The sequence below is a fragment of the Pseudomonas monteilii NBRC 103158 = DSM 14164 genome (assembly GCF_000730605.1).
Taxonomy (GTDB): domain Bacteria; phylum Pseudomonadota; class Gammaproteobacteria; order Pseudomonadales; family Pseudomonadaceae; genus Aquipseudomonas; species Aquipseudomonas monteilii.
This window is the reverse complement of the sequence record NZ_BBIS01000026.1, coordinates 101,472-124,326: the sequence shown is the minus strand read 5'-3', so window position 1 is coordinate 124,326 and position 22,855 is coordinate 101,472. Positions and strand designations below refer to the sequence as shown.

Here is a 22,855-nt window from a genome sequence, read left to right as displayed (position 1 = left end):
CGGTCTCATAGGCGTCAGAAATCTATCGCCAGGCACCTGGAGGCCATTCTGCAACCTCCCGACGGTCACCTCCCTGACTGTGGCTATAAAGCCCTGGAGCATCTGGATGACACAGGCAAAAGCCTGTTCTGGAGCAACCTGAATGCACTCGAAATGGCAGAAGGGTTGGTTGAGGCATTGCTGGATGGGATTGAGTCACAGCCCATGAATTGATGTTGCCTGTGCCGGCCTCTTCGCGGGTTTACCCGCGAAGGGCCGGTACAGCAAACAAAAAAGGCCGGCTCCCTACAGAGGAAGCCGGCCTTATGCGTACTGCTACTGATTAATCACTTACCCGCAGTCAACGCGTTGTAGCTGGTCATCAGGTTCCGATAATCCGGAATGTGGTTGGAGCACAGCGCCGCCAGCCCTTCGATATCGTTGCGCCAGTCGCGGTGCAGCTCGCACGCCACGCCGAACCAGGTCATCAGCTGGGCACCTGCCCGGCTCATGCGGTCATGGGCAGCATCACGGGTCATTTCGTTGAAAGTGCCGGAAGCATCGGTCACCACGAACACATCGAACTCTTCTTCCAAGGCCGCCAGCGCCGGGAAGGCCACACAAACCTCAGTCACCACACCGGCAATGATCAGTTGCTTCTTGCCAGTGGCCTTCACCGCCTTCACAAAGTCCTCGTTATCCCAGGCATTGATCTGGCCAGGGCGAGCGATGTACGGCGCATCCGGGAACAGGGCTTTCAGCTCTGGCACCAGCGGGCCGTTGGGGCCTTGCTCGAAGCTGGTGGTGAGGATGGTCGGCAGGTTGAAGAACTTGGCCAGGTCAGCCAGGGCCAGCACGTTGTTCTTGAACTTGTCCGGTTCGATGTCACGCACCAGCGACAGCAGACCAGCCTGGTGGTCGACCAGCAGGACGGCGGCGTCGTCTTTGTTCAGGCGGTTGTAGGTGAATTTGCTCATGGTCTGTGCTCCTAAGGTTTATGAATTCTTCAGCTATTTGGGGTGTTTCGCGTTGATGGGCACAGATTAAAATCATCACCTTTGCTGCACTAGACTGCGAAAATCGCCCTTAGCGTTCCGTTTGGAGAACGATCATTGGAAGACCTCAATTCCCTCTATTACTTCACCCAAGTTGTAGAGCACGGGGGTTTCGCCCCGGCAGGCCGAGCGCTGGACATGCCCAAGTCGAAGCTCAGCCGGCGCATCGCCGACCTTGAGGACCGCCTGGGCGTGCGCCTGCTGCACCGCACCAGCCGGCACTGCTCGCTCACCGAAATCGGCCAGGCCTATTACAACCGCTGCCTGGCCATGCGCGTGGAGGCGGAGGGTGCGGCGGAGATCATCGAGCGCAACCGTAGCGAGCCGCGCGGGCTGGTGCGTATCAGTTGCCCTACCACCCTGCTCAACTCGTGGGTCGGGCCGATGCTGACTCGCTACATGCTCAAGTACCCGCAGGTGGAGTTGTTCATTGAAAGTACCAACCGCCGCGTCGACCTGCTGCACGAAGGCTTCGACATTGCGCTGCGGGTGCGCTTTCCACCATTGGAGAACACCGACATGGTGATGAAGGTGCTGAGCAACAGCACCCAGTGCCTGGTGGGCCAGCCGCAGTACCTGGAGCAACTGCCCAAGGGCTTCGATCCGCTGCTGCTCGGCACGCTGCCGAGCCTGCATTGGGGCAGCGCACAGCGTGAGTACCAGTGGGAGCTGCTCCAGGGTGAAGACAGCAGCCGCAGCATTGTCATCCCGCATACGCCGCGCATGGTGACTGACGATTTGTTTGCCCTGCGCCATTTCGTGGTGGCTGGGGTGGGGATTGCGCATTTGCCGCGAGTGGCAGTACGCGAGGACCTGGCGGCGGGGCGGCTGGTGGAGCTGATTCCAGACTGGCACCCGCGCTGTGGCATCGTGCATGCGATTTTCCCGTCGCGAAGGGGGTTGCTGCCTTCCGTGCGGGCGCTGATCGATCATCTGGCTGAGGAATTCGCCATTAGCGACATGGCTTGAGTGCTGAACAGGTAAACCAGATCCCAGCACACCCTTACAAGACCCCTGGCCTATCCTTGCTCCACAGTCCCGGATCATCCCCCGGAGCTCTCCATGATCCGCGCCACACACGGACCAGGCCGCGCCCTGCTCGCCACGCTCGCCCTCTGCCCGGCGCTCAGCCAGGCGGATGAGTCCGGCTGGTCGTTGCTCAGCCGCAACTACTTCCTGCACAGCGACTTTCGCTCGCCCTCTGCCAGCGGCCAGAACTACCGCCAGGAATGGGCACAGGGTTTCATCGGCGAGGTCCGCTCGGGCTTCACGCAAGGCACGGTTGGCGTGGGCATCGATGCCCACGGTTTTCTTGGCCTGAAGCTCGACGGCGGCCGTGGCCATGCCGGCACCGGTTTGCTGCCACGCGACAGCAATGGCCGCGCCGAATCCGACTATTCCAGCGCCGGCGCCGCGCTCAAGCTGCGCCTGGGCAACACCCAGTTGCGCTACGGCGAAATGAACGTGGAAACCCCGGTGTTCGACACTGGCGACAAACGCCTGCACCCGGAATACGCCACCGGCTGGTTCGTGGAAAACACCGACCTGCCCGACTGGCGCCTGCAGGCCGGGCGTTTCACCGCCTTCAACAACCAGGACAACAGCGCCACCCGCGATGATTTCAGCGGCTACGGCGTCACCACCCACAACCGCGCCATCAGCCTGGCCGGCGCCACCTTCGCGCCCACTGGCCCGTTTGGTGGCGCGCTGTATGCCGGGCAACTGCAAGACACCTGGCGCCAGGCCTACCTCAACCTGAACCTGGCCGAAGGTAACTGGCGCGTGGACGGCAATCTCTACAAAACCCGCGACACCGGCAACGCCAGTGGCGGGGCAATCGATACCCTCGCCTACAGCCTGCTGGCCAAGTACAGCTTCGGCGCCCAGGCGCTGAGCCTGGCCTATCAGAAGGTCGAGGGCGACACCCCGTTCGACTTCGTCGGCGGCGATTCCATCTACCTGGCCAACTCGATCAAGTACGCCGACTTCAACGGCCCGGGCGAGCGTTCGTGGCAACTGCGCTACGACCTCAACTTCGCCACCCTCGGCCTTCCCGGCCTGAGCGTGATGGGCCGCTACGTCAGCGGCCGGGGCATCGACGGCAGCCATGCACCAGCCAGCGGCGCCTACGTTGGCCAGTACGGCGACGGCGGCAAGCACTGGGAGCGCGACATCGACCTGAAATACGTGGTGCAGTCAGGCGCCGCCAAGGACCTGAGCCTGTCGTTCTCCCACGTAAGCCATCGCGCCAACCAGGCCCAGGCCGGCGATGACATCGACCGTATCTACCTGATCATCGAATACCCACTCAAAGGCAGCTTCTGACATGAGCACATCCCCTTCAGGCGCCTGGAGCCCGTTGCGCAACACAACCTTCCGCATGCTATGGATCGCCACCATCGCCTCCAATATCGGCACCTGGATGCACGAGGTGGGCGCCGGCTGGTTGATGACCACACTGTCGGCCAGCCCGCTGCACGTGGCGCTGATCCAGGTGGCCGGCTCGCTGCCGATGTTCTTCCTGGCCCTGCCAGCGGGCGCAGCGGCGGATATCGTCGACAAGCGCCGCTACCTGTTGCTGGTGCAGCTGTGGATGTCTGCCGTGGCCGTGGTGCTGGCAGCCCTGACCCTGCTTGGGCTGATGAACGTGACCTTGCTGCTGGTGCTGACCCTGGCACTGGGTATCGGGACGGCGTTGATGATGCCGGCCTGGAGCGCACTGACACCGGAGTTGGTGGGCAAGGAAGACCTGGCCAACGCGGTGGCCATTTCCAGTGTGGGCATCAACGTGTCTCGCGCCATTGGCCCGGCCTTGGCCGGCGTGGTGGTGAGCATGGTCGGCCCATGGCTGACCTTTGCCTTGAACGCGATTTCGTTTGCCGGGGTGATCCTGGTGTTGTTCCTGTGGAAACGCGAGGTGAAGGAGCCACTGCTGCCAGCCGAGCGCTTCGTGGGCGCCATGCGCACCGGCCTGCGCTTCGCGCGCAGTGCCAAACCCTTGCAGGCCGTGCTGCTGCGGGCCGTGGCGTTCTTCTTCTGTGCCAGCGCCGGCACCTCGCTGCTGCCGCTGATCGTGCGCGGCGAAATGCACGGCACTGCTGCCGACTTCGGCTTGCTGCTGGCGGCCATCGGCATTGGCGCGGTGGCCGGCGCCACCCTGCTGCCGCGCCTGCGCGAACGCATCAGCCGCGACCGCCTGGTGCTGTTCGCCAGCCTGCTGTATGCGCTGTTCCTGCTGGCGCTGGCGCTCGTGCGCAACTTCTATGTGCTGCTGCCGGCGATGCTGCTCAGCGGGGCGGCGTGGATCGCGGTGCTGTCCAACCTGCAGGTGGCGGCGCAAACCTCGGTGCCGGCCTGGGTGCGGGCGCGGGCGTTGTCGGTGTACATCCTGATCTTCTTTGGTGCCATGGCGTGTGGCGGGTTGCTGTGGGGCACGCTGGCCAGCCATGCGTCGATCACCTTGAGCCTGCTGCTGGCGTCGGGTGGTCTGGCCCTGGGCACGTTGCTGACCTGCAAGGTAACCCTGCCGGAAACCGAAGCCGAAGAACTGACACCGTCGTTGCACTGGCCTGTTCCGGTGCTGGGCGATGACATGGACAAGGAAAGCGGGCCGGTAATGGTGACGGTGGAGTATCACATCGACCCGACCAAGGCCGAGGCGTTTCAGCTGGCGACGCGGGAGCTGGAAGCCATGCGCAAGCGCAATGGGGCACTGTCCTGGGGATTGATGCGCGACAGTGCAGACCGGGCGTTGTGGCTGGAGTTTTTCTTCGAAGAGTCGTGGCTGGAGCATTTGCGGCATCACCATCGGGTGACCCGAGGGGAGCTGAAGATCGAGGCGCGGGTGCGGATGCTGCAGACGGAGGGGGTGGAGGTGAAGATTCGGCATTTGTTGGCGGGTGGTGAGCACAAGGCTCACCCTTGATGCCGGCGATAGGGCCAGGACAAGCAACACAAAAAAGGGGCCAAAAAACTGGCCCCTTCTTCACATCAGCTCAGAACGCAAAGCACGAACAACCCAACGCGCCCCAGAAGCCCTGGAAGTCGTTGACTGGCACACTCGACTGCCGGGCCTTTTCATGGCTGTGCGCATGCACCCCACAAGGCCCGACGCACTGGTGCGCCATTGCCGCCAGCGACGGCGTACCCACGCGCCAGTGCCCCGGCACCTTGGCCACCGGCGACCATTCCGGCAGTACCGGCACCTGTGGTGGACCAAGGCGATCAAATTCGCCGGCAGCGTACACAATTTTGCCATCGACAATCGTTAGCACCGACTCGATACCCTTGATCGCCTCTTCATCAACACTGAAGAAGTCCAGCGACAGTGCAGCCAGGTCGGCCAGCTGGCCCACCTTGATCTGGCCTTTCTTGCCCTGCTCGCTGGAGAACCAGGCGCTGCCTTGGGTGAACAGTTGCAGCGCGGTGTCGCGGCTGAGGCCTTCGGGGTACAGCTCCATGCCGCCAACGGTCTTGCCGCTGACCAGCCAGTACAGCGAGGTCCATGGGTTGTAGCTGGACACGCGGGTGGCGTCGGTACCGGCACCTACCGGCACGCCCATGTCGAGCATGCGCTTGATCGGCGGCGTCTGTTCTGCCGCCTTGGCGCCGTAACGGTCGACGAAGTATTCACCTTGGAAGGCCATGCGGTCCTGAATGGCGATACCACCGCCCAGGGCACGCACGCGCTCGATGTTCTGTGGGGTGATGGTTTCGGCGTGGTCGAAGAACCACGGCAGGCCGTTGAACGGGATGTCGCGGTTGACCTTCTCGAACACGTCGAGCATGCGCGTGATCGATTCGTTGTAGGTGGCGTGCAGGCGGAACGGCCAGCGCTGCTCGACCAAGTGGCGCACCACCGGTTCCAGTTCTTCTTCCATGGTTTGCGGCAGGTCCGGGCGCGGTTCGAGGAAGTCCTCGAAGTCGGCAGCGGAGAACACCAGCATTTCACCCGCGCCGTTGTGGCGCAGGAAGTCGGTGCCGCTGTGCAGCTTGACGCTGGAGGTCCACTTCTTGAAGTCGTCCAGCTCTTCTTTGGGCTTCTGGGTGAACAGGTTGTAGGCGATGCGCACGGTCAGCTGGTTATTGTCGGCCAGCTCCTGGATCACCGAGTAGTCGTCGGGGAAATTCTGGTAGCCGCCGCCAGCGTCGATGGCGCTGGTCAGGCCCAGGCGGTTGAGTTCACGCATGAACTGGCGGGTGGAGTTGACCTGGTATTCCAGCGGCAGCTTCGGCCCTTTGGCCAGGGTGGCGTAGAGGATCATCGCGTTGGGGCGGGCGATGAGCATGCCGGTCGGGTTGCCGAACTTGTCGCGCTGGATCTCGCCACCCGGCGGGTTCGGCGTTTCCTTGGTGTAGCCGACGGCCTTGAGCGCGGCGCGGTTGAGCAGCGCGCGGTCATACAGGTGCAGTAGAAACACCGGGGTATCGGGCGCGGCCTGGTTGATTTCTTCCAGGGTGGGCATGCGCTTTTCGGCGAACTGGAATTCGTTCCAGCCACCCACCACACGCACCCACTGCGGGGTCGGCGTGCGCGCGGCCTGGTCCTTGAGCATGCGCAGGGCATCGGCCACCGATGGCACGCCTTCCCAGCGCAGTTCCAGGTTGTAGTTCAGGCCACCGCGGATCAGGTGCAGGTGCGAGTCGTTCAGGCCGGGGATGACCGTGCGCTGCTTGAGGTCGACGATTTGCGTGGTGGCGCCCTTGTGGGCCATGGCCTCGGCGTCGTTGCCCACGGCGATGAAGCGGCCATCCTTGATGGCGACGGCGGTCGCAGTAGGCTTTTCGCGGTCAACGGTGTGCAGTTTGCCGTTGAACAGAATCAGGTCGGCGGTCATGGAACCTCCTTGGGTGGATGCGTGAGCGGAACCGGCTTGGCCGGTGAAGGGCAATGCGGACCAGAGCGCGCCTGCTGCACCGAGCACGGTGCTGGTGGCGAGGAACTGGCGACGGGTCTTGTCGTTGCGGTCCTGGGACATGAGCTTCTCCGACTGGGGCCGGCAGGGGCGACTGCGAAGCATGCCGGTTGATGCAAGGTCAAGGCTTGGATGGATGTGCGGTGGGTTGAAGAAGGTTAGCCCTGATCAACATTTGTGCTGCCTGGGCTGGCCACTTCGCGGGCAAGCCCGCGAATGCCTCCCACAGTTACTGCTGGAGGAACGCCAGCAAATCCTCATTCAGCTGCTGCGCATGGGTCACCGCAAACCCGTGCGGCGCACCGGCATACACCTTCAGCTCAGCCCCGCGAATCAGCTCTGCCGCCCGCTTGCCAGTGGTTTCGAACGGCACGATCTGGTCGTCGTCGCCATGAATCACCAGCGTCGGCACATCGACCTTGGCCATGTCCGGGCGGAAGTCGGTTTCGGAGAACGCCGTCACGCAATCCAGGGTGCCCTTGATCGAGGCCATCAGCGCGATGTTCAGGGTTTGCGTCTGCACGCCCTGGGACACCTGCTGCCCATGGTTCAGGCCATAGAACGGCGTGGCAAAGTCGGCGATGAACTGGGCGCGGTCGGCACGCAGGCCGGCACGGATACCCTCGAACACTGACAGGTCGACACCCTCAGGGTTGTCGTCACGCTTGCCGAATACTGGCGTCACAGCCCCCAGCAACACCAGCCCGGCCACACGCTCGCTGCCGTGGCGGGCGATGTAGCGGCTGACATCACCGCCACCCATCGAGAAGCCCACCAGGGTGACGTCGCGCAGGTCGAGGTGTTCGATCAGCTGGGCAATGTCATCGGCAAAGGTGTCGTAGTCGTAACCGTTCCACGGCTGGCTCGAACGGCCGAAGCCCCGGCGGTCGAAGGCGATGGTGCGGTAGCCGCGGCTGGCCAGGAACTCCATCTGCGAATCCCACATGTCGGCATCCAGCGGCCAGCCGTGGCTGAACAGCACGGGCTTGCCGCTGCCCCAGTCCTTGAAATAGATCGAAGTGCCATCGCGGGTAACGAAGGTGCTCATAACGGTATCTCCTTGAAAGTGTCGAGGTGAAGGCGTGGCTCAGCCGCGCAGCCAGTTGGCGCAGCAGCGGGTTACCCAAGGCATGATGTAGAACACCACGGGCAGGATGACGAACAGGTTGACGATGAGGTTGCCGGTGATCGGGCCGCCCAGCTGCGGGAAGCGTGCGAACAGCGGCGCCAGCAGTTGCGGAATGACCATGGTCATCGGGCAGATCACCAGGTAGGTCAGCAGCGCCTGCTTCCAGCGCGGGGGTTGTGCAACCGGGGTGCTCGAAGCGGTGTCGATCACCTGGTGTTGCAGGCATACGGTCACCACGTCGCGGTTGTCTTGGGTTGCGGTGTTCATCGGCGGTCCTTGGGATGAGCTTGCCCGCATCCACTGTGCAACGGCGGACGGGCGGAGGATTGGATGGGTGTGCTGCCCTGCGCGGGCACCGACTTGCGGTGCCCGGGGCGGCGGTTTGGCTTACTTGCCGGCGTTGAAGGCGTTGTAGCTGGTCATCAGGTTGCGGTAGTCCGGGATGTGGTTGGAGCACAGCGCCGCCAGCCCTTCGATATCGTTGCGCCAGTCGCGGTGCAGCTCACAGGCCACGCCGAACCAGGTCATCAACTGCGCGCCTGCCTGGCTCATGCGGTCGTGGGCAGCGTCACGGGTCATGGCGTTGAAGGTGCCGGAGGCATCGGTGACCACGAATACGTCGAACTCTTCTTCCAGGGCGGCCAGGGCCGGGAAGGCTACGCACACCTCAGTCACGACGCCGGCGATGATCAGTTGCTTCTTGCCGGTGGCCTTCACGGCCTTGACGAAATCTTCGTTGTCCCAGGCGTTGATCTGGCCTGGGCGGGCGATGTACGGGGCATCCGGGAACAGCGCTTTCAGTTCGGGCACCAGTGGACCGTTGGGGCCTTGTTCGAAGCTGGTGGTGAGAATGGTCGGCAGGTTGAAGAACTTGGCCAGGTCGGCCAGGGCCAGCACGTTGTTCTTGAATGCGTCCGGCTCGATGTCGCGGACCAGAGACAGCAGGCCGGCCTGGTGGTCGACCAGCAGGACAGCGGCGTCGTCTTTGTTCAGGCGGTTGTATTTGAAGTTGGTCATGGTCGTTGCTCCTAAGGGTTTTGATGTTCAGTAAGTGGGGTGTTTCGCGTTGATGGGAGAAGATTAAAACCATCACCTTTGGAGCGGTAGATAGCTGATTTTGGCTTTAGCGTTCTATTTAAGGAACGACAAATTGGCAGTGGATTTGCTGGGCTACCTGCTCTATTACTACCCACAGCCCTTCCCCCACCCCGAGACCACCATGCTGGCGTTCATCCAGTCGTCCCCGTTGTTGCTCGGTACTGCCCTGCTCCTGCTGGATCTCGTGCTCTGGCAACTCATCCCCATCCAGCGCCGCGCCTGGCGCATCGGCACGCGCTTGGTGATATTCCTGCTGTTCAGCTCGGTGCTGGTGGCCGCTGGCATGAGCCCGCTGCAACCGCCGCCCTGGCCCGACGATGTATCGCGCAACCTCATGGCCACGGTATTGGCGATCGGCTGGTGGCTGTTTGGCGCCCGCACGGTCACGGTGGTGTTTGGCCTGCTGTTGGTGGCCCGTGGCAGCCATGGCGGGCGGTTGCTGCAGGATGTGCTGGGGGCGTTGATCTTCCTCGCCGCTGTGGTGGCTGCCGCCGGCTATGTGATGCAGCTGCCGGTCAAAGGCCTGCTGGCTACCTCCGGGGTGATGGCCATCGTCATCGGCCTGGCGTTGCAAAGCACCCTGGCCGACGTATTCAGCGGCATCGTGCTGAACACCACGCGGCCCTACCAGATTGGTGACTCCATCTCCATCGACGGCACAGAAGGCAAGGTGCTGGACATCGACTGGCGCGCCACACGCCTGCTGACCGGCACTGGCAGCCTGGCGGTGATCCCCAATTCGGTGGCGGCCAAGGCCCGGCTGCTCAACCACAGCCGCCCGGCCGATGTGCATGGGGTGTCGATCAGCGTGGTGGTGCCGGCCAAGGTGCGGCCCAAACGGGTGTTCGATGCACTGGAAAAGGCCCTGCAGGGCGTCAGTGCCATTCTTGAGACCCCAAAGCCGAAAGTGACGGTGAAGGCCTCGACACTGGAATCCGTGGAGTACGAGGCCAGCGGCTTTGTGGCCGACGCAGGCGCGAAGGGCGACGCGCGCAACCAGCTGTTCGACCTTGCGCACCGCCACCTGGAGGCCAGCGGGGTGATGTGGAACGTGGACCTGGCCCTGCCGCCGCGCAGCCGCCAGCGCGAAGTACTGGACGAAGTGCGGGTGTTCCGCTCGCTAAGCGATGAAGAGCGTGATGCGCTGAGCCAGCGCATGACAGCGGTGGAGTACCTGGCGGATCAGGTGATCCTGGGCGTTGGCGAGCATTCCGATCACCTGTTGGTGATTGGCAGCGGGGTCATCTCGGCATCGGTGCGCGATGGCGACAAGTTGGTCGAAGCCGGGCGCATGGGGCCGGGTGAGGTGCTGGGGATCGAGGGCATCATCGATGAAGAGGATTCGCTGGCCGAGTTCCGCACGCTGACCAGTTGCGTGCTGTACCGGATCGACAAGGAACAGGTGAAGAGCTGCTTGCAGCAGCGTGGCGAGGTGCAGACGGCGCTGAGCAAGTTGCAGCGGTTCCGGCGCCAGAGCCGGGAGTCGTTGTTGCTGCAGAAGCCGGCCCTGATCAAGAAAGGCGGCTTCCTTAGCTGGTTGCACAAGTAAGCCTGACCGGCCTCTTCGCGGGCTCGCCCGCGAAGAGGCCAGAACTTACAACACAACTCTCAAGCACTGCCCCGCGTGGTACAGCGAGAAGCCAGACTCATAGAACGCGGTGCGCAGCGATGGCGCGCTCACACCGGTCATCGGCGAGAACGGAATCGGCAGGCTATCCGCCTCCCCCTTCAGCAGGAACTCGGCAAACGCCCGGCCAATCACGGTGCCGGTGGTGTTACCCCGCCCGTTATAACCGGTCACCGCCACCAGCCCCGGCGCCGGCTCAAACAGGCGCATCAGGTGATCGGGGGTGAAGTCGATGCAGCCCGTCCAGTGCATTTCCCACTCGACCTTGCCCAGCTCCGGGTAGTAGTGGCTCTGGATCCGGTCTGCCCAACTGCGCACAAACCACGCCGGCTTGTTGTCGACCCGGCCCAGGCTGCCGAGCAACAGGCGGCCTTGGTCGTCACGGCGGATGCTGCTAAGCACGGTGCGGGTGTCCCACGAGCCTTGGCCGTGCGGCAGCACCTTGTCGGCTGCTGCGCCCTGCAACGGCTTGGACGCCACTTGGTAGTAGTATCCACGGAAGAACTGCTTCTGCAGGTTGCTCCAGTCGCCTTCGGTATAGGCACCGGTGGAAATCACCACCTTGTCGGCGCGCACCGAGCCGCGTGCGGTCTTCACCCGCCAGGCATCGCCGTCACGCTCCAGGCCTTCGACCGAAGACTGCTGGAACAGTTTGCCGCCCAGGCGCGCCACGGCAGCCGCCAGGCCCTGGGTGTAACCCATGGGGTTGATGGTGCCGGCGCGGCGGTCGAGCAGCGCGGCAGAAATCTTGTTGGTACCGCAGTATTCCTGGCACTGGGCGCCGGTCAACAGCTCTACGTCGGCACCGCGGCGGCGCCATTGTTCGTGACGGGCCTCAAGGTCGGCGATGCCGGTGGCGTTGTGCGCCATGTGCAGCGTGCCTTTGTGCTGGGCCTGGCAGTCGATGCCCAGGCGCTCGATCATGGCGAACACTTCAGCCGGGGCTTCGCCGAGCACTTTGTTCAGGCGGCTGCCTTGCTTCTGGCCGAGGGTGGCCTCGACGTCGTCAGGGCGGATCCAGGTGCCGGCGTTGACCAGGCCCACGTTGCGCCCGGAGCCGCCGTGACCGACCTTCCAGGCCTCCAGCAGAATCACCGACTTGCCCTGTTCGAGCAGGTGGATGGCTGCAGACAGGCCGGTAATGCCGCCACCGATCACGCAGACATCGGCCTTGTGCTCACCGGCCAGGGCCTGGGCGGCAACGGTCGGTTTGCTGACGAATTCCCACAAGCATTCTTGACGCAGTTCGGACATGGCCCGGCTCCAGCAGTGTTGTTCTTATTGCAGGTGCATCTGACTATTTGGGGCCGCTTTGCGGCCCATTCGCGGGACTAGCCCGCTCCCACAGGGACCACACAAGCCTGAAAGGCAGCGGGGATCCTGTGGGAGCGGGCTTGCCCCGCGAACCGGGGGCAACGCCCCCGGCCATGCAGCATCAGTCGAACACAATACCCTGCGCCAGCGGCAGCTCACGCGAGTAGTTCACGGTGTTGGTCTGACGACGCATGTAGCCTTTCCAGGCATCCGAACCCGACTCACGACCACCGCCGGTTTCCTTCTCGCCACCAAACGCACCGCCGATCTCGGCGCCGCTGGTGCCGATGTTGACGTTGGCGATGCCGCAGTCGCTGCCCGAAGCACTCTGGAAGCGCTCGGCCTCACGAATATCGGTGGTGAAGATGCACGACGACAGGCCTTGTGGCACTTCGTTGTTCAGGCGCAGGGCCTCTTCAAAGTCGTCGTAGGCCAGCACGTACAGGATCGGGGCGAAGGTTTCGTGGCGCACCACGTCGCTCTGCGCCGGCATTTCGGCAATGGCAGGCGACACGTAGTAGGCGTTCGGGTACTGGTCGGCCAACTGACGCTCGCCACCAAACACCTGACCACCTTCGTCGCGGGCCTTGGCCAGCGCGCCCTGCATGGCATCGAACGACAGCTTGTCGATCAGCGGGCCGACCAGGTTGCCCTTGCGTGGGTCGCCGATGCGCACTTTGCCGTAGGCGGCTTTGACACGGGCAACCACTTCGTCCTTGATCGAGCGGTGCACGATCAGGCGGCGCAGGGTAGTGCAACGCTGGCCGGCGGTGCCGACAGCCGAGAACAGGATGCCGCGCACGGCCAGGTCCAGGTCGGCGCTCGGGGCCAGGATCATGGCGTTGTTGCCACCCAGCTCGAGGATGCTGCGGCCAAAGCGGGCAGCAACACGTGGGCCCACTTCGCGGCCCATGCGGGTGCTGCCGGTGGCGCTGACCAGCGGTACGCGCGGGTCGTCGACCATGGCTTCGCCAGCTTCGCGGCCACCGATGACCAGTTGCGCCAGGCCAGCCGGGGCATCGCCGAAGGCTTTCAGGGCTTTTTCGAACAGCGCCTGGCAAGCCAGGGCGGTGAGCGGGGTCTTCTCAGACGGTTTCCACACCACCGAGTTACCGGCCACCAGGGCCAGGGCGGTGTTCCAGGCCCACACGGCGACCGGGAAGTTGAAGGCGCTGATCACGCCGACCACACCCAGCGGGTGCCAGGTTTCACGCATATGGTGGCCCGGGCGCTCGGAGGCAATGGTCAGGCCGTACAGCTGACGCGACAGGCCAACGGCGAAGTCGCAGATGTCGATCATTTCCTGTACTTCGCCCAGGCCTTCCTGGGTGATCTTGCCGGCTTCGATCGATACCAGCTCGCCCAGGTCGGCCTTGTGCTCACGCAGCACTTCGCCAAACAGGCGCACCAGTTCGCCACGGCGCGGGGCCGGCACAGTGCGCCAGGCTTCGAAGGCGCTTTGGGCCTGGTCGATGCGGGCGATGGTCTCGGCCTTGCCGAGCAGTTTCACCGAGGCGATCTGGCTGCCGTCGATCGGCGTGTGAACAGGGTAGTCGCCCTGGGTGTAAGCCTCGGCAGCAACGCCAAGGCGCTCGAGCAATCCAGCAACCATTTGTGCTTCTCCTACATCGGGTGATGGGGTGGAAAAATGATGTGGATCAGTATTAATCCGATCACATAGGTACAACAAACGACCTTTATTCCGCATATCATTCCGTCAGGTAATGATTTGAGCCGCAGAGAACGCTATGTCCAAACGCCTGGTGCCCTCCATGACCGCCCTGCAGTGCTTTGAAGCTGCAGCCCGCCATTTGAGCTTTACCCGTGCCGCCGAAGAGCTGCACCTGACCCAGAGCGCGGTCAGCAAGCAGGTGGCGCAGCTTGAAGACATGCTGCGCCACCACCTGTTTCTGCGCATTCGCAGGCGCCTGCAATTGACCCCGGCCGGCAGCCTGTACCTGGCCGAGGTCAACAAGATCCTCACCCAGGTGGACATGTCCAGCCGCTACGTACTCACCTACGGCGAGCAGACCGAGATATTGAAGGTAGCCACTCAACCGAGTTTTGGCGTGCGCTGGCTGATCCCGCACCTGAAGGGTTTTGGTAAGCGGCACAGCAATATTCACCTCGATATCCGCAACGAGATGGAGCCGTTTGCCCTGTTGCAGGGCTCGGCGGACGTGGTGTTTTTCTACGGCCAGGGCACCTGGCCGGGGGCCACCTGCGTGGAGCTGTTCCGCGAAGAGGTGGTGCCGGTGTGCGCGCCGGAGCTACTGGCCGGGCGCACACTGGGCGATGCCGCAGAGCTTGCCGACCTGGTGCTGTTGCAGAGCACGTCGCGGCCGGAGGCGTGGCATGAGTGGTTCCTGGAGCAGGACCTGCAGAGCGTCAGCGCTTACCACGGGCCACGCTTCGATACGTTCTATATGGCCTTGAGCGCGGCGCAGGCCGGGTGCGGGGTGGCGCTGGTGCCACGTTACCTGGCAGCGAAGGAGCTGGCCGAGGGGAGTCTGGTGGTGCCTTGGAACCATGCGATGCGCAGTGCCGGAGCGCATTATCTAGCGTATGCCGAGCATGCGGCGGAGGTGCCCAAGGTCAGGGCATTGGTGGAGTGGATTCGCGAGCAGCTTCAGGCTTGAGGGCCTCTTCGCGGGTTAACCCGCGAAAGGGCCCTGAAGGTCGATCAAAAAAGGAATGACACACTCACTTTTTTTCGCTTGTGAGCCAAGTGCATTCCCAGCTTTCATGTAAGCGTCCGAACCCAACCAGGAAGCTAGCGATGCCCGCCCACGATTTCGTCAGCCCAGACAGCATTCGCGCGCAGTTCTCTGCCGCCATGTCGCTCATGTACAAACAGGAAGTGCCCCTGTACGGCACGCTGCTGGAGCTGGTGAGCGAAATCAACCAGCAGGTCATGGCCCAGCAGCCCAAGGTTGCCGAGGCCCTGCGCTGGACCGGGGAAATCGAGCGACTGGACCAGGAGCGCCATGGCGCCATCCGCGTTGGCACCGCCGAAGAGCTGGCCACCATCGCCCGCCTGTTTGCCGTCATGGGCATGGAGCCGGTCGGCTACTACGACCTGAGCTCCGCTGGCGTGCCGGTGCACTCCACCGCCTTCCGTGCCGTGCATGAACAGTCGCTGCATGTCAGCCCGTTCCGTGTGTTCACCTCGCTGCTACGCCTGGAGCTGATCGACAACCCGCAACTGCGCGAGCTGGCACAGGACATCCTGGCCAAGCGCCAGATCTTCACCAACCGCGCCCTCGAACTGATCGCCCAAAGCGAGCGCGATGGCGGGCTGAACGCCGCAGATGCCGCGGCGTTCGTGCAGGAAGCGTTGCACACCTTCCGCTGGCACCATGACGCCACCGTCACCGCCGAGCAGTACCAGCAGTTGCACGACCAGCACCGCCTGATCGCCGATGTGGTGGCCTTCAAGGGCCCGCACATCAACCACCTGACCCCACGTACCCTGGACATCGATGCGATCCAGGTCGGCATGCCGGCCAAAGGCATCCCGCCGAAGGCCGTGGTCGAAGGCCCGCCTACCCGTCGCCACCCGATCCTGCTGCGCCAGACCAGCTTCAAGGCTTTGCAGGAAAAGGTCGCGTTCAGCGACCAGCAGGGTAGCGAAGGCAGCCACACCGCCCGTTTCGGCGAGATCGAACAACGCGGTGCGGCGCTGACGCCGAAGGGTCGCCAGCTGTACGACAAGCTGCTCGATGCCACCCGCGCTGCCCTGGGTGGCGCACCGGCCGAGGCGAACGCCGAGCGCTACATGTCGCTGCTGAAAGAAACCTTTGCAGCATTCCCGGACGACCTGGCGCAGATGCGGGAACAGGGCCTGGCATACTTCCGCTACTTCGCCACCGAGAAAGGCCTGGCTGCGCGTGACCAGGAAGGCCGCCCGACCACCCTGCAAGGGCTGATCGACGCAGGCCATGTGCACTTCGAGGCGCTGGTGTACGAGGACTTCCTGCCGGTGAGCGCGGCGGGCATCTTCCAGTCCAACCTGGGCGACGATGCGCAGGCCGAATATGGCAGCAACGCCAACCGCGATGCCTTTGAAGCGGCGTTGGGGTTGCAGGTGCAGGATGAGCTGGCGCTGTATGCGCAAAGTGAACGCCGGTCGCTGCAAGCCTGTGCGCAGGCGTTGAACCTGGGTTCGATGTAAGGCATTGCGGCCTCTCCCCGGGTTTACCCGCGAAGAGGCCGGTACAGGCGATCAAAGGGGCGGCAGGATTTCCACATTCGGCAAGTCCATCGCCGCCACCTCGTCTTCCAGAAAAGCACTCAGCCGCCGCAACCGCTCCCCCCCTGGCCGGGTACGCGGCCACACCAGGTAATAATCCATCCCACTGGGCACCGCCGTCGGCCAAGGCAGGCTCAAGCGCCCCTGCGCCACATCCTCGGCCACCATCAGCAAATCGCCCATGGAAATCCCATAGCCACGCGCCGCCGCAATCATGCCCAGCTCCAGGGTATCGAACACCTGCCCGCCCTTGAGCGAAACCTTGTCGCTCAACCCCATGCGCTCCAGCCACTCCCGCCAGTCGCGCTTGTCCACCGTGGGGTGCAGCAGCTCGATAGAGGCCAGCCGGCGCTCGTCCCACGGCCCTTTTTCCAGCAGGTCTGGCGCCCCCACGGGTATCAACAACTCCGGGAACAGCTTGCGCACTTCCCAGTCCGGCGGGAACACCCCGTCGCTGAGCAACACCGCGCAATCGAACGGTTCCTGGTTGAAGTCCACATGGTCAACGTCCATCCAGGCGCTGGTCAGCTGTACTTCATTGCCTGGCTGCAGGTGACGGAAACGGCTCAAGCACGCCAGCAACCAGCGCATGGTCAGGGTCGAGGGGGCCTTCATGCGCAGGATGTCGTCTTCACCGCGTAAGGTATCGCAAGCCCGCTCCAGCGCCGCGAAGCCTTCGCGAACGCCTGGCAGCAATACCCGTGCGGCCTCGGTCAGTTGCAGGTTGCGGCCACTGCGCACGAACAGGCGGCAGGCGAAGTGATCCTCCAGCGTGCGGATATGCCGGCTGACCGCGCTCTGAGTGATCGACAGTTCCTCACCGGCACGGGTGAAGGAACTTAGCCGTGCGGCGGCTTCGAATGCGCGAAGGGCATACAACGGAGGAAGCTGACGGGACATGAGGCACCTGCCATACGGGGCTGTGGAGCGGATCACCAAGAAGCATATATACATGAGTCAGACTCATGCCAATGATCGCTTTTATCCTTTTGTGCAAAGTTGACCAAAGCCTCAGAATCGCCCTTCGTTCATCACCTCAGGAAGAAGGACAGCCCTCATGCACGTCGCGCTCACCACAGAACTCAAGGCTTTGCTGCGCCTGGCCGGGCCGCTGATTGCCTCGCAGTTGGCGCACATGCTGATGGTGCTGACCGACACCCTGATGATGGCCCGCATCAGCCCGCAGGCCCTGGCCGGTGGCGGTCTAGGTGCAGCCAGCTACTCGTTCGTGTCGATCTTCTGCCTGGGTGTGATCGCCGCAGTCGGCACCCTGGTGGCGATTCGCAAGGGTGCCAACGATATCGAAGGCGCGACCCGACTGGCGCAGAGCGGCCTGTGGCTGGCCTGGGGCCTGGCACTGTTCGCCGCGCTGGTGCTGTGGAACCTGGAGCCGGTGCTGCTACTGTTCGGGCAAAAGCCCGAGAACGTGGCCTCGGCGGCCGAATTCCTCACGCTGCTGCCACTGGCACTGCCCGGCTACCTGACGTTCATGGCGTTGCGCGGTTTCACCAGTGCGCTGGGGCGCTCGACCCCGGTGATGGTCATCAGCCTGGCCGGCACGGTGCTCAACTACCTGTTCAACGTGGCGCTGATCGAGGGCATGTTCGGCCTGCCCAAGCTGGGCCTGATGGGCATCGGCCTGGTCACCGCAGTGGTGTCGATGGGCATGGCTATCGCGCTGGCGCTGTATATCCGCTGGCACTCGGCCTATGCCGCCTACCCGCTGCGCAAGGGCCTGTCGCGCCCGTCGCTACCAGCACTGCGCGAGCTGTGGCGTCTGGGGCTGCCAATTGGCGGTACCTACATGGTGGAAGTGGGCCTGTTCGCCTTCGCCGCGCTGTGCATGGGCGTGCTGGGCAGTACCGAACTGGCCGCGCACCAGATCGCCCTGCAGATCGTGTCCACGGCATTCATGGTGCCGACGGGGCTGTCGTATGCAGTGACCATGCGGGTGGGTTTGTATTACGGCGCTGGCAACCTGCTGGCGGCGCGCAGCGCCGGGCGCGTGGGCATTGGCTTCGGGGCGATGATCATGTTTGCCTTCGCCGCGCTGTTCCTGCTGCTGCCCGAGGCGCTGGTGGGACTGTTTATCGACCGTAACGACCCGGCCTTTGCCGCGATCTTCCAGGTGGCCGTGCAGTTGCTGATGGTGGCAGCGTGGTTCGAGCTGTTCGATGGCATGCAGACGATTGCCATGGGCTCGATCCGCGGGCTGAAGGATGCCAAGACCACCTTCCTGATCGGGCTGGTGTGCTACTGGCTGGTGGGGGCGCCGAGTGCGTGGCTGTTCGCGTTCAACCTGGGCGCCGGCGCGGTTGGGATCTGGTGGGGCTTGGCGCTGGGGCTGGCGTGTGCGGCGGTGGCGCTGACGTTTGGCTTTGAGTGGCGGATGAAGCGGCTGCTGGGGAAGGCCGGTTCACCTGACAGGTCTGTGGTGTCTGTTTGATTGTTGGGCCGCGAAAGGAGGGCGAAGCCCTCCCCTGCTATCTCAAACGCTAACCAGCTTCGGCCTGCTGCAATCCAGCAAAAATTCGATCAATTCCCCCACCGGCAGCGGCTTGCTGACCAGAAAGCCCTGCACCTGATCGCACCCAAACCCTCGCAACAAGGCCAGTTGCGCTTCACTCTCCACCCCCTCGGCCACCACCTCCAGGTTGAGGTTGTGCGCCAGGTTGATCATGGCATGCACCAGCTTGCGGTTTTCCTCGCGCATTTCCATTTCGGCCACAAAGCTGCGGTCTACCTTGAGCAAGGTGATCGGCAGGCTGTTGAGGTGCACGAACGAAGAGAACCCGGTGCCAAAATCGTCGAGCGAGAAGCGCACACCCAGGCGGCCAAGGGCGTCCATGGTCTGGCGCACCAGTTCGTTGCGGCGCATCACTGCCGTTTCGGTCAGCTCGAACTCCAGCCAACGGGCATCCACACCATGCTCGATGATCAGGCGGCTCAGAGTGGCCAGCAGCTGGCTGTCCTGGAACTGGCGGAAGCTGAGGTTAACCGCCATGTGCAGCGGTTCCAGGCCGCGCTCGCACAGCGCCTGCATGTCGCGCAGCGCCCGGGAAATCACCCAGTAACCCAGCGGCACGATCAGGCCACTTTGCTCGGCCAACGGCACGAACTCGCTGGGCGGCAGTAGCCCGCGCTCGGCATGGCGCCAGCGCACCAGCGCCTCCAGGCCAACGATGCGCCCGTCCGCCAGGTCAAGCCGTGGCTGATAGTGCAGCTCCAGCTCATCACGGCGCAGGGCGCGGCGTAGCTCGCTTTCCAGGTCGGCCAGGCTACGGGCGTTGCGGTTGATGCGCTCGTTGAACACATGGAAGGTGCAGCCTTGGCTACCCTTGGCCTGGCGCATGGCGATGTGGGCGTGCCACATCAAAGGGTCGGCCCCCGCTTGGGCGCGGGCATGGGCCAGGCCCAGGCTGCAGCCCAGCAGCAGGCTTTCGCCGTCGATGAAGTAGGGTTCGGCCAAGGCTTCGACGATACGCTCGGCAATCCATTCGGCGCGGTTGGCGTCGCGGCGGGTGTCGATCAGCAGGGCAAACTCGTCGCTGCCCAGGCGGGCCAGCTGGTCACCCGCCTCCAGCTGGTTTTGCAGCCGCGCCACCACCTGCAAAATCAGCCGGTCGCCGCTCTGGTGGCCGAGGGCATCGTTGACGTGGCGGAAGTTGTCTAGGTCCAGGTGGCCCAAGGCAACGCCACGGCCTTCGTTTTCGGCCAGGCGCGCAGTCAGCAAGGCCTGGAAACCTTGGCGGTTGGCGATGCCGGTCAGGGGGTCCTGCTCAGCCAGGCGCTGCAAGGTGGCCACCAGCACACCACGCTCACGTACATGACGCAGCGAGCGGCGCAAGGTATCGGCATTGAGCTGGCCGCGTACCAGCCAGTCGCTGACGGCCGTAGGCGCCACCTCGGGCTCGTGGTCGAGCAGCAGGATGGTCGGCAGGTCGCAGCGCCCGGGCACGGGCTGCAGGGCCGGCGTTGCCAGCACCACAGCCTGGCGATCATTGCTGAACAGGCTGTCGACGGATTCCCAGTTCGGGGCGGTGAGCAGCACGGCGCTGCCGCTCAGGGCAGGCATGCAAGCGTGCAACAAGGCGGCCCATTCCGGCTCATCAGCCAACAGCAGCAAACGCAAAGGTTCGACAGGCGTGGACAAGCGGACTCCTTAGGGCTTCACGGTGCAACGATAACTGGCGGGTATGCTACTGCATTTAATGAAAATGATTTTCACTTTTATACATGTTTTTACGGGCGTAGCATCCCGACGTATTTTGTCGTGCATCCTGCTCGAAACGAGCCGAACCGGCAAATATGATTTTTTCAGGTGCTAGGATTAGTCCCGCTAATAGTAGGCCGGATAAAAGTCTGACTCAGACGTCAGACGGTCGCGCCATAACGGCCCCATGCCTGTTAGAATGCGCGGCTATTTTCTGGCGACCCCCGGTTTCTAGCATGTCCCGACTCAATCCCCGGCAGCAGGAAGCCCGTGACTACGTCGGCGGCCCTCTTTTGGTGCTCGCCGGTGCAGGTTCGGGCAAGACCAGCGTGATCACGCGCAAGATTGCCCACCTGATCCAGAACTGCGGCATCCGTGCCCAGTACATCGTGGCGATGACCTTTACCAACAAGGCCGCGCGCGAGATGAAGGAACGTGTCGGCACCTTGCTGCGCCCGGGGGAAGGCCGCGGCCTTACGGTGTGTACCTTCCACAACTTGGGCCTGAACATCATCCGCAAGGAGCACGAGCGCCTGGGGTACAAGCCGGGCTTCTCGATCTTCGACGAGTCCGACATCAAGGCGTTGCTGTCGGACATCATGCAGAAGGAATACTCCGGCGACGACGGCATCGACGAGATCAAGAACATGATCGGTGCCTGGAAGAACGACCTGATCCTGCCGCCCGAAGCCCTGGAAAAGGCGCGCAACCCGCGCGAGCAGACCGCCGCCATCGTCTACACCCACTACCAGCGCACGCTCAAAGCGTTCAACGCGGTGGACTTCGACGACCTGATCCTGCAGCCGGTCAAGCTGTTCCAGGAGCATCCCGAGGTGCTGGAACGCTGGCAGAACCGCGTGCGCTACCTGCTGGTGGACGAATACCAGGACACCAACGCCAGCCAGTACCTGCTGGTGAAGATGCTGATCGGCATGCGCAACCAGTTCACCGTGGTAGGCGACGACGACCAGTCGATCTATGCCTGGCGCGGTGCCCGCCCCGAGAACCTGATGCTGCTCAAGGAGGACTACCCCTCCCTGAAGATCGTCATGCTGGAGCAGAACTACCGCTCCACCAGCCGCATCCTGCGCTGTGCCAACGTGCTGATCGCCAACAACCCGCACGCGTTCGAGAAGCAACTGTGGAGCGAGATGGGCGTGGGCGACGAGATCCGCGTGATCCGTTGCAAGAACGAGGAAGCCGAGGCCGAGCGCGTGGCCATGGAAATCCTCACCTTGCACCTGCGCACCAACCGCCCGTACAGCGACTTCGCCATCCTTTACCGTGGCAACTACCAGGCCAAGCTGATCGAGCTGAAGCTGCAGCACCACCAGGTGCCGTATCGCCTGTCGGGCGGCAACAGCTTCTTCGGTCGCCAGGAGGTCAAGGACCTGATGGCGTACCTGCGCCTGCTGGTGAACCCGGACGATGACAACGCCTACCTGCGCGTCATCAACGTACCGCGCCGGGAAATCGGCTCCACCACCCTGGAAAAGCTCGGCAACTATTCCACCGAGCGCGGCATCTCGATGTACGCTGCCAGCGAGGAGCTGGGCCTGGGCGAGCACCTGGATGCCCGCTACACCGAGCGTTTGCAGCGCTTCAAGCACTGGCTGGACGGGGTACGCCAAAAGGTTGCCCTGGAAGACCCGATTGCCGCGCTGCACGAGATGATCCGCGACATCGACTACGAGAACTGGATTCGCCAGCAGACCGCCAGTGACAAAGCTGCCGATTTCCGCATCAGCAACGTCTGGTTCCTGGTCGAAGCGCTGAAGAACACCCTCGAGAAGGATGAAGAGGGTGACATGACCATCGAGGACGCCATCGGCAAGCTGGTGCTGCGCGACATGCTCGAGCGCCAGCAGGAAGAGGAAGAGAACGCCGAAGGCGTGCAGATGATGACCCTGCACGCCTCCAAGGGCCTGGAGTTCCCCTACGTGTTCATCATGGGCATGGAAGAGGAAATCCTCCCGCACCGCTCCAGCATCGAGGCCGACACCATCGAAGAGGAACGCCGCCTGGCCTACGTGGGCATCACCCGCGCACGCCAGACGCTGGCCTTCACCTTCGCTGCCAAGCGCAAGCAGTACGGTGAAATCATCGACTGCACGCCCAGCCGGTTCCTCGACGAACTGCCACCGGACGACCTGGCCTGGGAGGGCCTGGACGATGCACCGGTCGAGGTGAAGGCCGCTCGCGGCAACAACGCCTTGGCCGATATCCGGGCAATGCTCAAACGCTGATCAACCATTACTCTTAAACTTTGCCGC

General features: G+C 63.4%; 17 protein-coding genes and 1 pseudogene. 9 read left to right on the top strand and 9 right to left on the bottom strand.

The features are described 5' to 3' along the window. A pseudogene (locus tag PM2_RS31385) lies at positions 1-213 on the top strand (hypothetical protein); the annotation flags it as partial. 113 nt (positions 214-326) lie between these two features. Here PM2_RS31385 and ycaC (PM2_RS15540) read toward each other — a convergent pair. Next, positions 327-956, bottom strand: a complete 630-nt coding sequence (gene ycaC, locus PM2_RS15540; protein WP_019096456.1) for an isochorismate family cysteine hydrolase YcaC — start codon at positions 954-956, stop codon at positions 327-329. A gap of 135 nt (positions 957-1,091) precedes the next feature. Here ycaC (PM2_RS15540) and PM2_RS15535 point away from each other — a divergent pair, with 135 nt between their 5' ends. The 3 genes from PM2_RS15535 (at position 1,092) to PM2_RS15525 (ending at position 4,959) form a co-directional block, all read left to right on the top strand. Beyond that, positions 1,092-2,003, top strand: coding sequence for a LysR substrate-binding domain-containing protein (locus PM2_RS15535; protein ID WP_028699243.1), 912 nt, complete (start codon positions 1,092-1,094; stop codon positions 2,001-2,003). A 93-nt stretch (positions 2,004-2,096) separates the two neighbouring features. Continuing rightward, the gene (locus tag PM2_RS15530) at positions 2,097-3,359 is read left to right on the top strand and encodes an OprD family porin (RefSeq protein WP_016712664.1); all 1,263 of its coding nucleotides are present in this window, start codon (positions 2,097-2,099) and stop codon (positions 3,357-3,359) included. A 1-nt stretch (position 3,360) separates the two neighbouring features. Beyond that, a complete protein-coding gene (locus PM2_RS15525; RefSeq protein ID WP_025755060.1) occupies positions 3,361-4,959 on the top strand; it encodes an MFS transporter in 1,599 nt (532 codons plus the stop codon). 70 nt (positions 4,960-5,029) lie between these two features. On the opposite strand, the gene PM2_RS15520 is transcribed toward PM2_RS15525, so the two are convergent. From PM2_RS15520 to ycaC (PM2_RS15505), 4 genes are all read right to left on the bottom strand, one after another. Then, entirely contained in the window at positions 5,030-6,871 is a 1,842-nt protein-coding gene (locus PM2_RS15520) for an amidohydrolase (protein WP_161775520.1), read from the bottom strand. A 307-nt stretch (positions 6,872-7,178) separates the two neighbouring features. Continuing rightward, positions 7,179-7,997, bottom strand: a complete 819-nt coding sequence (locus PM2_RS15515; protein ID WP_016712667.1) for an alpha/beta fold hydrolase — start codon at positions 7,995-7,997, stop codon at positions 7,179-7,181. A 39-nt stretch (positions 7,998-8,036) separates the two neighbouring features. Further along, a complete protein-coding gene (locus tag PM2_RS15510; RefSeq protein WP_016712668.1) occupies positions 8,037-8,345 on the bottom strand; it encodes a putative antibiotic biosynthesis monooxygenase in 309 nt (102 codons plus the stop codon). A 120-nt stretch (positions 8,346-8,465) separates the two neighbouring features. Beyond that, positions 8,466-9,095, bottom strand: coding sequence for an isochorismate family cysteine hydrolase YcaC (ycaC, locus tag PM2_RS15505; protein WP_016712669.1), 630 nt, complete (start codon positions 9,093-9,095; stop codon positions 8,466-8,468). 202 nt (positions 9,096-9,297) lie between these two features. On the opposite strand from ycaC (PM2_RS15505), the gene PM2_RS15500 reads away from it, so the two are divergent. Continuing rightward, positions 9,298-10,725, top strand: a complete 1,428-nt coding sequence (locus PM2_RS15500) for a mechanosensitive ion channel family protein (protein ID WP_028699244.1) — start codon at positions 9,298-9,300, stop codon at positions 10,723-10,725. A 45-nt stretch (positions 10,726-10,770) separates the two neighbouring features. On the opposite strand, the gene amaA is transcribed toward PM2_RS15500, so the two are convergent. Then, a complete protein-coding gene (gene amaA / locus PM2_RS15495) occupies positions 10,771-12,057 on the bottom strand; it encodes an L-pipecolate oxidase (RefSeq protein WP_028699245.1) in 1,287 nt (428 codons plus the stop codon). 181 nt (positions 12,058-12,238) lie between these two features. Beyond that, on the bottom strand, positions 12,239-13,729 hold the full coding sequence (gene amaB, locus PM2_RS15490) for an L-piperidine-6-carboxylate dehydrogenase (protein WP_028699246.1): 1,491 nt from the start codon (positions 13,727-13,729) through the stop codon (positions 12,239-12,241). Between the two features lie 136 nt (positions 13,730-13,865). Here amaB and PM2_RS15485 point away from each other — a divergent pair, with 136 nt between their 5' ends. Next, complete coding sequence (locus PM2_RS15485) at positions 13,866-14,756, top strand: LysR family transcriptional regulator (protein ID WP_016712673.1); 891 nt, start codon at positions 13,866-13,868, stop codon at positions 14,754-14,756. Between the two features lie 140 nt (positions 14,757-14,896). Then, a complete protein-coding gene (hglS, locus tag PM2_RS15480; RefSeq protein ID WP_016712674.1) occupies positions 14,897-16,291 on the top strand; it encodes a 2-oxoadipate dioxygenase/decarboxylase HglS in 1,395 nt (464 codons plus the stop codon). A 51-nt stretch (positions 16,292-16,342) separates the two neighbouring features. Here the strand turns inward: hglS and PM2_RS15475 are convergent, their stop codons facing one another. After that, positions 16,343-17,269 carry a LysR substrate-binding domain-containing protein gene (locus PM2_RS15475; RefSeq protein WP_028699247.1) on the bottom strand — a complete coding sequence of 309 codons (927 nt, stop codon included), beginning with the start codon at positions 17,267-17,269 and terminating at the stop codon, positions 16,343-16,345. Between the two features lie 157 nt (positions 17,270-17,426). Here PM2_RS15475 and PM2_RS15470 point away from each other — a divergent pair, with 157 nt between their 5' ends. Continuing rightward, positions 17,427-18,815, top strand: a complete 1,389-nt coding sequence (locus PM2_RS15470; RefSeq protein WP_028699248.1) for a NorM family multidrug efflux MATE transporter — start codon at positions 17,427-17,429, stop codon at positions 18,813-18,815. Between the two features lie 42 nt (positions 18,816-18,857). Here the strand turns inward: PM2_RS15470 and PM2_RS15465 are convergent, their stop codons facing one another. After that, positions 18,858-20,522 carry a putative bifunctional diguanylate cyclase/phosphodiesterase gene (locus tag PM2_RS15465; protein ID WP_016712677.1) on the bottom strand — a complete coding sequence of 555 codons (1,665 nt, stop codon included), beginning with the start codon at positions 20,520-20,522 and terminating at the stop codon, positions 18,858-18,860. Positions 20,523-20,818: 296 nt separating this feature from the next. On the opposite strand from PM2_RS15465, the gene rep reads away from it, so the two are divergent. After that, complete coding sequence (rep, locus tag PM2_RS15460) at positions 20,819-22,828, top strand: DNA helicase Rep (protein WP_016712678.1); 2,010 nt, start codon at positions 20,819-20,821, stop codon at positions 22,826-22,828. Positions 22,829-22,855: the final 27 nt, after the last annotated feature.